Here is a 15618-nt window from a genome sequence, read left to right on the forward strand (position 1 = left end):
CGCCCTGCATCGCGCAGGACACGGGGCCTGACCTGATTATACGGAGACGGCTGCCGCGCGCCAGTAGTGGCGAACGCGGCATTGCACGCGCGCCCGCGCGCCGGGTGGCGCAGATTTCCCTTGACTTCGACGGGCCGCGAACTAATATACGCATCGCGTATATTTTCTATCAGGGTGCCGCCGATGACCGTTCCCCAGCAAGCCTTCCTGCGCGACGCGATGCGCCGCCTCAACATGACTCGCGAGGCGTTCGCGAGCCGCATTGGTGTCAGCCGTCGCGCGCTGGACACGTGGCTGCTCCCCGACGATTCGCAGGAATCGCGCGGAATGCCGGAGATCGTCGAGCGTTTCGTGTCGGAAATCGTCGAACGTTCGCCGGACGGCGCGGACTATACGCAAAGCGTAGACAAGCAGGGGCTCGCAAAGCAATTCCTGTTCGAAGGCAAGCCGCAGCTGATTTCGGTCGACCAGTTCTCGCGGGAGTCGGTCGAGGCGCTGTTCCGCGTCGCCGACGTGATGCAGCCGATCGCGCGCCGCCACAAGATTTCGCGCGTGCTGGAAGGCGCGGTGCTCGGCAATCTGTTTTTCGAGGCCAGCACGCGTACTCGCGTGTCATTCGGCGCGGCCTTCTGCCGGCTCGGCGGCTCGGTGTGCGACACGACCGGCTTCACGTTCTCGTCGATGGCCAAGGGCGAATCGATCTACGACACGAGTCGCGTGATGGCGGGCTACGTCGACGCGCTGGTGATCCGTCATCCGGAGAAAGGCTCGGTAGCCGAATTCGCGCGCGCAACCAACCTGCCGGTGATCAACGGCGGCGACGGCCCGGGCGAACACCCGAGCCAGGCGCTGCTCGATCTCTACACGATCCAGCGCGAATTCTCGCGGCTCGGCAAGATCGTCGACGGTGCGCACATCGCGCTCGTCGGCGACCTGAAATACGGCCGGACCGTGCACTCGCTCGTGAAGCTGCTCGCGCTGTACCGCGGGCTGAAGTTCACGCTCGTGTCGCCGCCCACGCTCGAAATGCCGGCATACATCATCGACCAGATCGCGACGAACGGCCATGTGATCGAGCAGACGAACGACCTCGCGACCGGGCTGCTCGGCGCGGATGTGGTCTACGCGACGCGGATCCAGAAGGAGCGCTTCACCGACGAGTCGTTCGAAGGCTATACGCCGGATTTCCAGATCAACCAGGCGCTCGTCGATTCCGTATGCAAGCCCGACACGCTGATCATGCACCCGCTGCCGCGCGACAGCCGGCCCGGCGCGAACGACCTGTCGGTCGATCTGAACCGCGATCCGCGCCTGGCGATCTTCCGGCAGACCGACAACGGCATTCCGGTGCGGATGGCAATCTTCGCGGTGCTGCTCGGCGTGGAGAATCTCGTCCAGCATTCGATGCGCGATGCAACGTGGCGCCCACCGGCGTACCTCGGCCCCGAGGACGCGGTGTTTCACGGCATCGACTGAGCTGCGTCCGGTGTCGCGCGCCTGAACGCGCGATTGCTTCGGCGCAACGCGCACCCGCATACGTCACGCAGTCAACGCGCCGGCTTGAACGGCGCGTTGTCATTTTCTGCGCCGGCAACGTTGCTGGCGGCTAGTCCGGCGTCAGCCGGCCCAAGGAGCAATCACACGCAGGCCCGCTGCGTCGAACCGCGCGACATCGCGCGTGGCCACGATCAGCGGCAGCGCCCGCACCGCTGCGTTGCGAATAAAGAAAGGTCGGGTTCAGGTCGCGCGGGAAACCATTCCGCGTCGGTATCGAATGCGAACCTTGGTCGAGGGGGCCTCACCGGGAGGTAGAGCGCATGCCATTCGGGACGATCAGCAACTGGTCGATCAGTTCGAGCTTTAACGGCTTGTCAGCGTCGAGCTTGTTTTTCTCGATCACGTATTTCCAGCCGTCGCCGTTGCCCGGGTTTCTGTAGAACGCGACGATCGCCACGTACTTCGTATCGGCCTGCATCGGCTGTGTGAGACTTGCGGACGCGCCCGGGTTCAACACGGAGGCCATGCTCGTTTGCAGATCCTGCGCGAGTACGGCCCGGTCGTTCTTCAGGAGATCGTCGTACGATGCGCCGTCAAACATCTTCCGGTCCTTGAGCTGGTATACGCGCACGGCGACCGACGTCGGCCGTCCGGCGTCGTCCGGATTCAGTGCTTCGCGGGCGGAAAGATCGACGTTGAGCACCTTCACCTGCTTGAAGAACACCGCGTGATACGTGCTTGACGAGGCGTCCGACACGGCCTGCCACGCGCCGCACGCTGACAGCAGCAAGGCGGATGCAACGGTTGAGATGGCGAAACGGATGGACATCGATATTCCCCGGTCAGGCATGTCGTGGAGTCAAATATGGATTGGGCTCGGGCGTGGGAAACGCCTCATAGACGCCGAGTGCGATGTTGATGATGCGTTCCTCGTCGGCGGGCAGTACGGTTGTCCAGCCAAGGCGCGGCGCCGGGGCCGTTGACGCCGCGCCGATGGCGGGTTCGGGCGCAAGTCGCGACGAGATTTCCATGCGCAACTGCACATCGGCTTTCGCGCCCACATACGACCGCAAAAACGCGATCAATTCGCGATGCAGCCATGCGCCGGGCAGGAGATCGTGGGCCTGGCCACCATCGGCCGGACGCAGCGTGACCCGCACCGCGCGGCTGCGATAGGCGAGCCGCCGGCCGAGTACGTAGCCGCCCCCGAGGCCCCGGCGCGCGCCGTCTTCCGAAGCAGCATGGCTCACGGTTGTCAGCGGCCGCGGCCGGCCGGCGCGCGTGGTTGCCGGAAAGAACTCGTCGACGCGCACTTCGACACCGGGCACGGCCAGCGCGATGACACCCGCGAGGCCCTCGGGCGTGCGCGTACGCTGGATCAGCAGCCCGAGCAGCGCGAGCATCCGCGAATCCGGCAGTCCGGCGCGCTGCGGCTTGTCGCCCCAGCCGAACCCGGCCAGGCATAACAGATTGCGCGAATGCGCGTCGGCACCGCCTGCGCGGAAGCTTTCGGGATAGCGGTACTTCTTCCACGCGCGATACAGCAGCGTGACGTACCGGTGATTGAACTGGTCGAGAAACGCTTCGACCGCCTCATGCCCCTCCTCGCGCAGCGCGATCTCGTCGATCATGTGCGACGGCACCGCCGCGTCGACGCCGTACAAACCCATGAACGTCGTGCGTATGGTGGGCGGCGCATCCGGCCGTTCTTCGTCGAACTCGACCGACGCAATTTCGCCCGCCGGAAAGCCTATGCGAGGCCGTGGCCGGAAACGCACCCGTTCATGCTCGAGCGAGTCGCGCGTGCCGAAACCGGGGGTTCCCGGCAGCTGCGCCTCCTCGAGTAGCCGGCACAGCTGCATGAAGTTCATGCGGGGCGCGCGGGCGAGCAGCGATGCGACGAGCGGCTCGAGATTCGGAAGCTCGCCTCCTGCCCCAAGGGCACTTCCTGCGGGGCGCAAGGCGACATCCTTCGAGGCGCGCGCACTCATAGCGGGGCCCGTTGTGCTTTGCTGCGTGGCCAGTTCGTGCGGGTCTGCGACGGCAGGCTCACGATCGACAGCCTGGTGAACAGGTTGATCTCCGCATACTGCGCGAAGAACCGGTGCAGCAGTTCGCCGAACAGCATCACGTCACCCTCGCCCGCAAACGCATGCGAATCGAGCGTCACCTCGATCAGCACGCCGCGCTCGACCGAGCCGCCCGTCACCTCCTCGAGCAACTCCTGCGAGACCCACAGGATGCCTGCGAGCCGCCGGCGGTTCAGCTCGTCGTCGGTCCAGTCGTACAGTGCGAGAGCACCGCGCAGCACTTCTGCATTCATGAGCGACAGGAAGTTCGGTGCCAAATGCGACAGCACGCGCCACTGAAACCGGTCTTCCGTCGGCGGATACAGCGGCAAGGTCGGCGAGACGAGATTGCGTACGCCACTGACATTCGGCGTGCTGGCGGCCAGCTCGTCGAGACTCGCTTCACGCAGCCCCTTGCGTGGCAACAACCCGTTCGTACCCGTCACGCGCAGCGACAGGCTCTCTTCGGGCAGCGTGTCCATGGTCTCCCAGGCATGGCCGCCGAGGATTACCCACGTCTCATGCAAGCCCGACACGCCCGGTCGCACGCGCGTATGGAAATAGCGCTCCGGCGCCTCGTGCCGCAACATGCCACCGCGGTGCCGGAAGGTGGCGAACGGCACGTATTCATATCGCTCGGCCGTGTCGTGGTCGAATGTCGCAATGGCGTCGACCGAATAGGTTTCGACGTGCTCGCCCTGATGCCCTGCCGGCACCACGCGATATTCGGTTTCGTGATGGTCGATCACGATCGGTTCGGCATCCAGTTCGAACAGGTTGATCACCGGGCTGCAGAAGAGGCGCACGTTCTCGGCGCCGAAGCGCTGGTCCGACGGATACGCCTGCTCGAGCACGATTTCCAGCTCGAACCGGGTCGAGCTTTCGGGCAGCTTCGCGATGTCGACTCCGCACAGGTCGACGAACAGGAATTTCTCGCGGAACGCGAAGTATTCGAGCAGCAGCTGGTAGCCCGAGAAGGCCGCTTCGGCCTTCGGCCATAACCGCTCTTCGGTCGAAAAGCCGGCCGGTTCGATCGTGACGCCGGCGAGCGCAACCGCTTCGCCGTCGCGGATTTCGGGAATGCGCCAGTTGATTGCATCGACCTGCCGAGTAAGCGCGAGATGCATCGCAAACGCGGTCGGCAGATCCGCATTCAGATGCAGACGCAGTCGCGACAGGTCCGTTTCCTTGCGGCGCGCCGACCCATCGAGTGCGAACCCGAGCCGAATCACCGAACGGCCATCATGGCGGACAGCCGGGCCCGCGTGCGTGATCGTAAGCGGTTGCAGCGTCACGGGCTGCGTGGTCCGGTACAGACACCGGACTGTCTTCGGTGTCGAGCCTTCGGCGCCGGCGGGCGGCGGTACCGCGATCGGCGCGGAGCGGACCGGTACGCCCGCCGGCACGATTTCGGTTTTCTGGAGCTTTTCCGCGAGCGGGATCAGCTCGACCACCGACAGCGACGGAATCATCCGCAGGTAGTGCGGCCACAAGAGGCTCACGAGCCCCTCGGTGAGTTCCGGCAGCTCGTCGTCGAGTTTCTGCCGAAGCCGGCCAGTCAGGAACGCAAAACCTTCGAACAGCCGCTCGACATACGGATCGCGATCGCCCACGCGATCGAGGTTCAGCAGGCGCGCGCGATCGGGATGCGCTTTCGCGAATTCCTTGCCGGATTCGCGCAGATAGCGCATTTCCGCTTCGTAGTAGCGCAGGATCGGATCGTCGTTTTTCATTGATCTTGGTTCTTATGAGAGGGTCAGCGCGCGCGCCGGATCGAGCACGGTCAATTCAGCCTGCAGTTCACCGATGCGACGGGCGAGCGCCGCCTTGTCGGCATCCTTGCGGCGGCTCTCGGCCTTCAGTGCCCGGACCAGCTGCTGCTTGACCTCGAAGACGAGCGCCGGCTCCCAGCGCATCAGCGGCAGTGACCGGGACGATGCGTCGAGTTCGGCCAGCAGTGCGAGGGCCGTGTCCGGCCGGCCGGCATGGTCGGCCAAGCGCGCCATCACCAGCCGTTGCAGGTAGCGATGGCGATCGGTCCGCATGCCCGACAACGCCTCAAGCCATCCGAATGCGGCTTCCACGCCTTGGCGCCCGGCCACTTCACGCGCCTGCGCTTCGATTTCCGGCCAATCGCCGCCGGCATCGCCAACACTCTCGGCCGAGACCGGCAGCGGTGCGACAGACTCGCCTGCCTCCAGATCGCGCACGACTGCGTGCCGCGCGATCCAATCGAGCGTTGCGTCATCCGCGAACGGCGTACCGTCGTTGTATGCCAGCCGTTCGATGCCAGGCAACCGTTCGAGGAACAGCGCGAAGTCCGCACGTAGCAGTTCGCGCCAGGTGTTATAGGGCGCGCCGACGTGATCGAGGGCGACGTGCTGGAAGTACTGCAGGTCGAACCACAGATGGTTGACGCCCTCCATGAACGCGCCTTCGACGCGCTCGAGCAGTTCGTGCCATTGCTTCTGCAACACGAGCCGTTTCATCTGCTGGCGCAGTTCGCCTCGGGGCGGCGCGAGGCGCGTGCGGAAAGCAGCGTCTGCCGGCGGCACTTCGTGCAGCGTATCCCAGCGGACGCTGCGCACAAGCCGCACCGACGGCAGATAGCCGTTTTCCTCCTGGTCACGCAGCCACACCGCCATCGTGCGCGCCTGATCCAGCAGCTCCCGCGTCGACGTGATCGTGCTGGACGCAGCAGTCGCCGCTGAAGGCGACGAAGACATTGCCGCGCTCTGCGCTGCACTCAGAGCTGGTTCATCGTTTCGCTCGAAGCGCGAGACGAGCGGTTGCAGGTTCGGGCGCGCAGCATCGGGCCACGTCCCCGTGCGTGCGACGAGTACGTCGAGCGCGGCAAGTGCGCGTTCGAGATCCGTCGGCGCGAACGCGCCGCGGCTGTCCAGCAGCTCGATCATGCGGGTGGTCGCCAGCATCTCGAGTGCGCCCTTCCTCGCCTCGGCACGTGCGGGCAACACGGTCTCGCCGTAGCGGTCGACGAGCGCCGCGGCGAGTTCGAGCCCGTCGGCGAAGCCGGAAGGTCCGTCCTGCCGCAGCCGGGCGAACGCGTAGTATCCGGCCAGACGCAGATCCTTGCCGGTCTCCTTGAGCAACTGCTCACAGGAACGAACAATGAGGCCGTCGTCGATGCCGGAGAGCTTTTGCGTCTCCTCCCGAAGCTCGAAGAACGCGTCCTCGTAGCCCGGGTCGCGCCCCACGCCGGTATCGCCCGCAAGCGGCAGCAACCACGTGTTCCACGCGTCGAGTCGCGAGCGTGCGAGCTGCTCGGCGTCGTCACGGGCCGGAAAGAGGCTTTTGAACAGTCCGCCCAGCATCATTCGACCTCCGGCAACGTACCGCGCGGCAATGACATCGCGGCCTGTTTTGCTGCCGCGATTGCGGAAGCCGGCAACGGCGGCGGCTGGGAAGGCAGATTCGTGGCCGACAACTTCGGCCGCGCCTTCGCCGCACCTGTGACGAAGATCCGGGCAGGCAGCTTGAAGTGGCGCAGCTGGAGCACGTCCAGCGGCCCAGCACCCGCCTCGCTGCGCAATTGCACGCGCAGCGGCAGCCCCACACTCGTATCCGGCGTCCAGGTCACCAGATACCGCGCGCTGTCCTGCTGCGAAACCTTCGCGCGTTCCAGCAGGCGGATCAGGCCAAACCGGCCCTGCGAATCGAGCGCCGTGCGCAGTCCGCCCTGCTCGGTCTGCCATTCGATGTGCGACAGGTTCTCCAGCGACTGCCCGGGCCACTCGAACGGTGTCCACTCCTGCTTCTGGTTGAAATAATGCAACTCGCGCCCCGATAGTACGAACTTCATGTCCGTGACGCCCGGGGTCGGCACCGCCTGCAACTCGTATCGCACGTGCGCGTCCCCGGACGGGAACAGCACGGTCGAGACACGAGTCAGCTGGTTCAGGCTGGCGAGGAAACCCGGATCGATCGTCAGCGCGCCTTGGTCGCCGCCCTGCGCGGCCACCCACCGGTCACCCTGCCGCTCGACGACGCCGGCGAGCTGCGTGGTGACGAACTGCGCGATCACGCCGTTATCCGGCCGCATGAAGCGAGCCATCTCGGGCAGCGACGCGTCATTGTCGGAGTCGGCAAACGGATAGCGGCCGCCGAACGTCCTGCTCCAGTCCGCCAGGATCGTGGTGCGCCACATCTCGTTCAGGCTCGATGCCGCCGGCTGCACGACAACCTGCCAGGTCTGGTCGAACGGTGCGCGGAACAGATCGCCAAACCCGGACCAGTGCTCGCCCAGGCTCGCGGCCAGACGGCTGGCGTAGTCGCGGCTCTCGGCCATGTCGGACGTCTTGCCTTGCAGGACCGATTGCGCTGCCTGACGCGCCATCGCGTCCGGATCTGCACCGGAAACGATCTGCGAGGCCTTCAGGCGCATGGCGGTGACCCGTTCCAGGTATCGCGCAAGGCTCAGATCACCGGTTGCGGCGAGCTGCGCGGCGGCCTTGCTGTTTGCTGGCGCGCCGGAGACCAGATCGCTGCCCGTCAGGCGCAGGATCGGCCCGAAAGCCGTGGCAAGCGGCGCAAGCTGCGGCTGAGCCTGCTTCGACGGATCCTTCTCGCTGCCGCCGACAAGTTGCTGCGCCTTGTTGATCAGGTTGTCGGCCAGCGACTGCGTATGCGCGCCCGTGCCGGCCTGATAGACGACTGCGTTCATCAGCGCGACGAGCGGCGAACGTTGCGGGTCGCCCAGCAGCGTGAGCTGGTCGGCGGTGGCGGACAGCGTCGGCGCCGGTTGCCAGCGCAGGCTGTTGAGGAACAGCGCCCAAGCCCGACCGTAATCGTCGAAGTAGCGCTGGCGCAGCTGAGCCTTCAGCGTTGAGGATGCCGCCTGCGTCGCCTTGACGTCGGAGAGCACCCAGTCGCCGGCGACATTTTGCTGCTCGCCCGCTTCGTCGATCGCTTTCGAGATCCGCTCGTCCCATGCGGCGCGCGTGAATACGCCCGGCACGGTCGCCGTCGTATTGAAGAGGCCCCGGCTGGTCGTGTCGCCCAGCAGCGTCGCGAGCGAGACAGGCGGATACTTCGCCTTCGCGTCATCGACGATCTGTTGATAGACCGTATCGGTCGAGTTCTGGATGCCGCGTACGCCGATTACCGTCTGGCGCGTCGAAGCCACGAGCCCGGGATCCGGCGTCATCGCCGGCAACCTTCCGCGGCTCAGATGGCCCGCGAAGAATGCGATCGTGTGCTGGCGCAGGTCTTCCCAGGCGCCCGACGTTAGCGGCGAGTTCGCAGGGCGCGTGGGCGCCGCCGTCGCGACAAGTTGCGGCGTCAGGAATGCGGCGAGCGCACGTTCGGGCCGCGCGAGCATCAGGTAAGCCTTCAGCGTGTCGTAGGCCGCCTGCACCTGCGCATGGCCGCCGCTGGCGATCTCGGCATCAGACAGGGAGGCAAGGTGGTGCAGGCGCTCCTCGAGCTTCTGGCGGATCGGCGCAACGAGGATATGGCTTGCCGCATTCGCGTAGCCCGGCCACAGCGCATCGAGCAGCGCGCCGTCGCGCTGATGAACTTCGAGCGTATCGATCTGCCGGTCGAGGCCATTGAGGGTTTGCAACGCCTGCGTGCGATCCTGCGCAGCGGACAGCTGCGCGATCGTATCAGTCGCGTTCCTGATCGCTGAACGGTTGGCGAATCCCGACAGCATCGTTCCGGCGATCCAGCAGCCAATCAGGGCGGTGGTGATCCATGCGGCTGTCGTCGACAGCGAGAAGCCGACGCGGCGGCCGTGGATTCTGCGGCTATGTTCGGCGACGGTTTGCCAGATTGTGCGATGTTGAGGTCCAACCGCCGGCTCGTCGTCGTTCGCGTCGGTGGGCGACGGCGGCGCCAGTTCCCGTTCCCTGAACAGCGGTGCGAAAAGCAACCCGTGTACCGCGTGCCGCCAGACACGCGACTGAGCCGTTTGCAGCACCAGACCCAACAGTCCGCTACGAAGGTTCGAAATATGCTGCGACAGCTCGGCGGGGTAGCGATCGTCTGCATCCTTCGTCAGCCGCACGACACCGGTATCCGCCAGGTTGTAGGTCAGCTCTTGCAGAGATGTGTCGATCTCAATTGCGCTGACGCGCGCATTCGACCACGTGAAACCGATCGCCTCGTCGCGGCTCGACGTTTCGCTGCCGAAATCGGTGACGTTAAGCAGATACGCGGGTGCGGCCCAGCGCAGTGCACGGGCATGGCGCGCGAGCCGCTGAGAGAGGTTATCGGCGTCGAACGGAGTATTGGCCGAGCTGCGGTTACGCGTCACGACAACGATCGCATCGATAGGGCGCCGACGGCGCAATCGGCGGATCTGGTCGAGCCAGTCGGTTTCGAGCGTGTTGCTCGTTTGTTGCGCGTAGAGCAGGACGGTGTCACCGGTGATCGCGTAGCCGGTGTCGGCAAGGCCCGGCGCCAGGCGTTTCACCAGCGGCAGGTCACCGGCGATCAGCACCCAGCGATCCCGGTAGCGCCAGCGCCAGCCGTGGCGGTCATGCAAGGCATTGCCAAGCGCAGCAACCCGGTCGGCTTGTCCCGGCGGTTGGCCCTGATCGTCGCGATCAACGGATGCTGCGCGTCTGCCGGCGTCGTAACGGGCAAACCAGCGGGCAGCTCGCAGTGATGCGATCCACAACAGCACCACCTCGAAGTACTTGACGAGCAAGATCACCACCAGCAGGGTGGAAAGAAGCGAAAGCTCGATGATGATTCGGGTATCGCGAGACCATCCCTGACGAGGCCCCTCCATCCATACTGCAATACCGAGCACAAAGAAGACGATAACCGCCGCAGCGCCGATAAAGAGGCCGGCCGGTCGAGTCTTGTGTTCATTCTTGTTTTCGTTCATGTCTGCGTTCTGCATATGAGGGCGATCAGTTCTTCACCTTCACCACCAAGCACCAATTGCGGATCGCCTGTTGCCCGCGCGCTTTCGGCGGCAAGGGCCACGGCCAACCACGGTCCTGCGCCCGAACAGTCGCCCACCGAGGTCTCGAGCGCGATCCATCGTGTCTCATCCGGGAAGGAAGCGGCTTGCCGAACCGCACTCATCGTGTCACTGGTCAGGCCATGCGCCCACACCGCGCGAATCCGGTCGCGCGAGGATTGCCCCCAACGGACCGCAAGCTCAAGCGTCGAGGTGGCTATATCAAGCGCGCCTTTGGCAGGCCGATGCAGCCTTAGCCTGACGGGCTTGTCGGGTGACGCGGGGCGCGGGTGCCCAACAAGCAAAGCGACGCCCGCCTCTGCGACACCATCGGACAGTACTGCACTGATTGCATCGCGAAGCTCAATAGCCACCAACAGGCGCGCCGTTTGAACGTCTCGGATGTCAAGCCACGCGTCCGTGCGGAAGAGCGGAATCGTGTGATTACCCGGCACGATGTGTACCTTCAACGCCGGGGCCCGTTCAGCGAACACTTCCCGTAGCCGTGCCTTGACAGCGTGCGATTTCAGTCTGGACCAATGATGCAGCTCGACGTGGAGGTTCGTTCGCGGTGGCAGTGCGTTGAGCTGCGGCAGGAGACGGTCGATCAGGCGTTCCAGCAGCCATGTACACACGGCGTCATGGCGGGCATGTTCGGCGAGTTCGTTACCCGGCTGAAAACGCATTTCGGGGATGTCCAGCCAACGTGCATTGACTTCGGTATCCGCGACTGCGCCGCTTGGCCTGACTTTCGCCAGTTCGGCGCCCGTCAGTATTCCTTCGAGTGAGTTTTCCGGATCGTTCGCGGCGAAGCACCAGGCATGGCCCAGTATCGCCAGCGGTCTGCCCGCGACGTCGTGACACCTTTGCTCGGCCTCATCACTGACGCGGTTAGTCGCGATTGCCTGATTGCGACGGACATAACCATACCCGAGCCAGGAGCACAGCAGGAATGCCCATACCATGAGCGGTCCGCCCGCGACATAGAACACGAACCTCAATGTGTTCGTGGGCTCGCCCGCGGGCCAGAGCATGATCGTCGGCGTTGCTCCCGCGCCCAACACGAGCACCAGCAGGATCGTCCAGACGATCATCGACGGCTGTGGCGCGGGCGGCACCTCGACGCGAGGTGGCACGCGATTGAAATCGACGGGCATCGTCTACCGAACCTGCGCCCCACCGAAGGACGCAATGAGGACCGCCCCACACCGCGTGTGATCGCCGTCGCGCGACAACGGTGTGGTGCCATCCTTCATCCTGCCGCTGCCTTCGATGATTTCGTTGTCACCGTGGATCGGGCACGAAACCCTGTCGCCAATTCGGGCCGCCCGGCGGCCCTTCACTTTGATGCGATCCGAGCCGGTCAGGATCTTGCCGCCGTGGCTCGTTGCATCGCCTTCGTATGCGAGTTTGTTCATTAGGCGCTTTCCCGCGTGAGGGTCAGAAATGTCATCACCTTCCGTAAACTAGGAATGGTCCTTTTGGTGGAATCCCAATCCAAATCCCTTGGATTCCATTTTTTATTTGATGCAACATGAAGGCTCCGCTAGACACGCGGTCGACTCCCATTTCCAAGAGGTAGTACATCTCGCCCTTTATATTTCCTTTTAAGGAAATTTTATGATTTTTTTCGACATAATGGTAATTTCCGTTTAGACATTTTCCAGTCGCCCCAATGGAATAGTTAATGTCAAGGCTGCTGCCGATCTTGGCGGTACCACCAGCGGCCTCGGATTCATTTGATCCCATTGCATAGCACGAGAAATCCCCCTTAAACAACACCGCGTCATTTTTCAGATTTGCCACCAAAAAGAATTCATCGCCATTATTCAACGGAATAAGTTCATATCCAGTAGTCGAGAAGAGCAGTTTATTCTGTCGATCAAGTACGATAATTTTCTGCCTGCTTGTCTCCGACACCCCTTCGGAGGCACACCTAGCAATTCTGTACGAGCCGACCTCAATACCTACTGCACTTTCGCAGGATCTGTAGGGCAAGCTCTTAAGCCAATTGTGATCTGCGGCATAAAGATTTAGATTGACAGCATTAATCGAGGCTGAGATGTCCAATTGATGCAAATCTTGTCTTTGACAAACTGCGCCAACCGATCGCGCTTCCTCTGCGGAGTCGTAAACATTTTTGTACAAACATTCAACATACAAATTTCTGCCTACCACATCTATCGGCACGAGAACTTCGTATTTGTTTCGCGACCCATTCGACTCTATTTTTAGCGCAATTCCAACTCCGACAAGATGTACCAAACTGGATGATAGCGATGCGTCATTTACGATAAGGTTGTCGTACGCACCAAGCGGCTCGCCATCCCTGTAGAACGAAACGGAATTGACATGTTTATTCGAAGTTATCTGGGCCTCATATGCGTGACCATCCTGCGCAGAAACGAACTTCAAAAGTTCAGCACAAGCATCCATCGGTAAAGCAACAACGACAAACAGATATACCATAAATTTCAGCATTTCGCGGCCTCGAGAATCGACTTGAATCGAATTGCAAAGGAAGCAATTGTGTCAGCTTGATCAAGACCGTTAATAATCCTTCTTGCATTAACGTAATCCTGCCCCTCACCATTGACATAATCCGACAATCTCTTACCAGTGAATATACCCCTTTCCATTCCGTATACGGTCGCCCATGCAGCGATTTCAGGCTCAAGCATCCGATCAGGTTCGCGAACAAGATCGACTCCAATCTCCGCCCCGATCGCTCGATAGTTATTTTTCCACGTTACCTGAACATAACCTCTTCCGCGGTAAGTGTAACCATCGCCTTGCTCTGTATTCCCATTATCCTTTGCACGCTGTCGACGCTTCTCCGTATCAGCCAAAACAGGATCATATTTATTAAAGTAACCTTCTCCCCCTCCCTCGGTAGTAGGCTCGAAATATATAAATTTTTTTAAATCCTTGCGATATTTTTTAGTCTCGAGCCTAGCCGTTGCCAGCATATAAGCAACATACGGAATATTGCATTCTTTCTTTTTATATTTCTCGTAATAGTCGAGGATTCCTTGGATAAGGATTTTTAAGTTTTCTTTTGATTCGACATCAAGCGATTGAGTCCCATCCTCAAAAGAAACGTGTTGCGCTTCATATCTTTGCAAAAATTCATCTACATTGATGCAATTGCAGTTACATTTGAAATTACCCACCAAAGCAACCGGATGAATATGAAAAACCTCCGGCCCCGGGAAACCCGGCACACCGGCCTTCACCTCATCCCACCACGTGAGCGCCTCGATCCGCTTCAGCTCTTCCTCGTGCTGCGGCTTGGCCCCCGTCTGCTTCTCCAGTTCGGCGATCAACTGCTTCCACTTCGAAGGATTCGCCCACTCGCTGTCGTGCCGCACGATCAGCCGGGATGCCGCCTGCATGAGCCACGGATACCCGCCACGCTCTGTCTGCGCCAGCGTGCACAGCTCATCTACCGCCTGCTTGCCATCGCCTTTCATGAACAGGGCGTCGTACACCTTGAGCATCAAAGGGTTGAGCTTCGAACGCGAAGCAAGGTCGGCAACATCGGCGCGGCTCGCATAATCAACCCACTGCCGGGTCGTCGCAAAGATCGTATGCGCCGGATCATGGGCATCGGCCACGCACCTAAAATCGACCCACTTCTGCGCGAATTCCCGTGTCACCCGCCCGCCCGCGTGATTGAAGTCGCACACCCAGCCTGCGATCGCTTGCCCTTGTGCGTTCACGCCGTCCACGTGCCACCAGTTCACCGGGTGACCGGGATTGGGGTTTGGATGCGGCTCGGGGATACGCCGCTCCGGGTCGCGCGCCAGTTCGGCAAGCGAATACACGTGAACGGCGTCCGTCTTTCTTGATTGCGCGTCAGCGCCTTGGATGAATTTATTGTCACGGGTGCGTTGATACAGCACCGTGCCCGGCTCGATCCGCAGGATCGTCGGCTCGGATGGCAGCCCCAATTTCGTCCAGTCCTCCTTGTGCGGACCGTGCTCGTTGACCCATGCACGCCCCTGCTCCAGGAACGACTGGATGCCGTCGTCGCAGAACACCTCGATGTGCGCCATCCGGGTTCCGGACGTGCGCTCGTCCAGCGAGTCGTAGCGGCCAAGGTGACCTATCAGGTCACCCGCTTTGACCGGAATGCCTCCATCGCCTTGCGGATTGCCCTTTGTACACACCTGATTCGCCGTCACGATCACGCGGTCGAACATCGAATCCGGGTAGATCTCCTCGACAAGCGGTCCGCCATTTTCCTGGCCCAGATAAATCCAGCCACCGACGGCACGGGATGGCTCGACGTATCCGCCTGCTTCACTCGGATACAGCGATGTCCCATTCAGGTCCGTCAGTTGGCCGAACTCCTGTCCGTGCACCTTCATCTTTTTGCCGATGCTCACGCTCACGCCTTGCGGCACGATGCCAATCGGTGTGCTATTGGGCGTCGCACGAACCCGCAGCCCCTGCTGAACTGGATCGGCAACCTGCCCGTTGCGCCCCGGCGAGGGCTTATCTTGGGCATGCTGCGTCACCTTCCATTGCCGCAACCAGTACGCAGGCTTGGCCCGCTTCGGGAAGCTCGCGTAGTCCTCCTTGGACATCAAATGCATGTACAGACTGAAGAACGTCAGCTTCGTGCCCTGCGGAAATTCCATCGTGTGCCGCACCAGCGCGAAGCCCGTGCTATACGGCGCCTGAACCGGCAATCCGCCTCCGGTCGCTGCAATCTCGCTGACCGGGTACGTCTTGTTCGCACGAAACGCGATCAGCACGCCATCGGCGATGCAGCGCAGTCCCGCATCAAGATCCAGCGACTGCCCGGCACCAGCCTCCGTGATGTGGATGCCACCATGCCACATGCCCTTGCGGCTCACGAGATACGCGCCCGATTGCTCGCGTTTGGCCAACAGCCGGTAAATCTCGTGCTCGTCCGTGAACTGCGCGGAAGCCTCCGATTGACCCCGTCCCTTGCGCAGGAACGGAAAAGCGAACGGCAACGGCTTCAGCTTGACTGGCGTTGGAGTCGGCGCCGGCACGGGCGGTTTCTTCGGTGCAGGTTGGTTTGTCATGACTGAACTTATTCAGAAAATCCGAAGTTCGTTGCGTTCTTCACATCGTTGAGCGGCGCGT

At 62.2% G+C, this 15618-nt stretch carries 10 protein-coding genes; 1 reads left to right on the plus strand and 9 read right to left on the minus strand.

Annotated features, from left to right (window positions below):
* Window positions 1-183: 183 nt before the first annotated feature.
* Window positions 184-1476 (plus strand): aspartate carbamoyltransferase, encoded by a 1293-nt coding sequence (locus WK25_RS26290; RefSeq protein WP_040140358.1) that lies wholly within the window; start codon window positions 184-186, stop codon window positions 1474-1476.
* Between the two features lie 322 nt (window positions 1477-1798).
* Here the strand turns inward: WK25_RS26290 and tssJ are convergent, their stop codons facing one another.
* From tssJ to WK25_RS26330, 9 genes are read right to left on the minus strand one after another with little or no spacing between them, the layout of a single operon-like run.
* The gene (tssJ, locus tag WK25_RS26295) at window positions 1799-2326 is read right to left on the minus strand and encodes a type VI secretion system lipoprotein TssJ (RefSeq protein WP_226209412.1); all 528 of its coding nucleotides are present in this window, start codon (window positions 2324-2326) and stop codon (window positions 1799-1801) included.
* 13 nt (window positions 2327-2339) lie between these two features.
* Window positions 2340-3488, minus strand: coding sequence for a type VI secretion system baseplate subunit TssG (gene tssG, locus WK25_RS26300; RefSeq protein ID WP_069243165.1), 1149 nt, complete (start codon window positions 3486-3488; stop codon window positions 2340-2342).
* On the minus strand, window positions 3485-5299 hold the full coding sequence (tssF, locus tag WK25_RS26305; protein ID WP_069243166.1) for a type VI secretion system baseplate subunit TssF: 1815 nt from the start codon (window positions 5297-5299) through the stop codon (window positions 3485-3487). Before tssF ends, tssG begins: the two co-directional genes overlap by 4 nt.
* Window positions 5300-5311: 12 nt before the next feature.
* Window positions 5312-6901 carry a type VI secretion system protein TssA gene (gene tssA / locus WK25_RS26310; protein ID WP_069243167.1) on the minus strand — a complete coding sequence of 530 codons (1590 nt, stop codon included), beginning with the start codon at window positions 6899-6901 and terminating at the stop codon, window positions 5312-5314.
* The gene (locus tag WK25_RS26315) at window positions 6898-10419 is read right to left on the minus strand and encodes an ImcF-related family protein (RefSeq protein WP_069243168.1); all 3522 of its coding nucleotides are present in this window, start codon (window positions 10417-10419) and stop codon (window positions 6898-6900) included. The genes tssA and WK25_RS26315 overlap by 4 nt, the downstream gene beginning before the upstream one ends.
* Window positions 10416-11654, minus strand: coding sequence for a hypothetical protein (locus WK25_RS26320; protein WP_069243169.1), 1239 nt, complete (start codon window positions 11652-11654; stop codon window positions 10416-10418). Before WK25_RS26320 ends, WK25_RS26315 begins: the two co-directional genes overlap by 4 nt.
* Before the next feature lie 3 nt (window positions 11655-11657).
* Complete coding sequence (locus tag WK25_RS26325; RefSeq protein ID WP_069243170.1) at window positions 11658-11915, minus strand: PAAR domain-containing protein; 258 nt, start codon at window positions 11913-11915, stop codon at window positions 11658-11660.
* Between the two features lie 34 nt (window positions 11916-11949).
* Window positions 11950-12978, minus strand: a complete 1029-nt coding sequence (locus WK25_RS31475) for a hypothetical protein (RefSeq protein WP_156789110.1) — start codon at window positions 12976-12978, stop codon at window positions 11950-11952.
* Window positions 12972-15557 carry a hypothetical protein gene (locus WK25_RS26330; protein ID WP_069243171.1) on the minus strand — a complete coding sequence of 862 codons (2586 nt, stop codon included), beginning with the start codon at window positions 15555-15557 and terminating at the stop codon, window positions 12972-12974. Before WK25_RS26330 ends, WK25_RS31475 begins: the two co-directional genes overlap by 7 nt.
* Window positions 15558-15618 lie beyond the last annotated feature (61 nt).

The organism is Burkholderia latens, from assembly GCF_001718795.1.
In the GTDB taxonomy this organism is placed as follows: domain Bacteria; phylum Pseudomonadota; class Gammaproteobacteria; order Burkholderiales; family Burkholderiaceae; genus Burkholderia; species Burkholderia latens_A.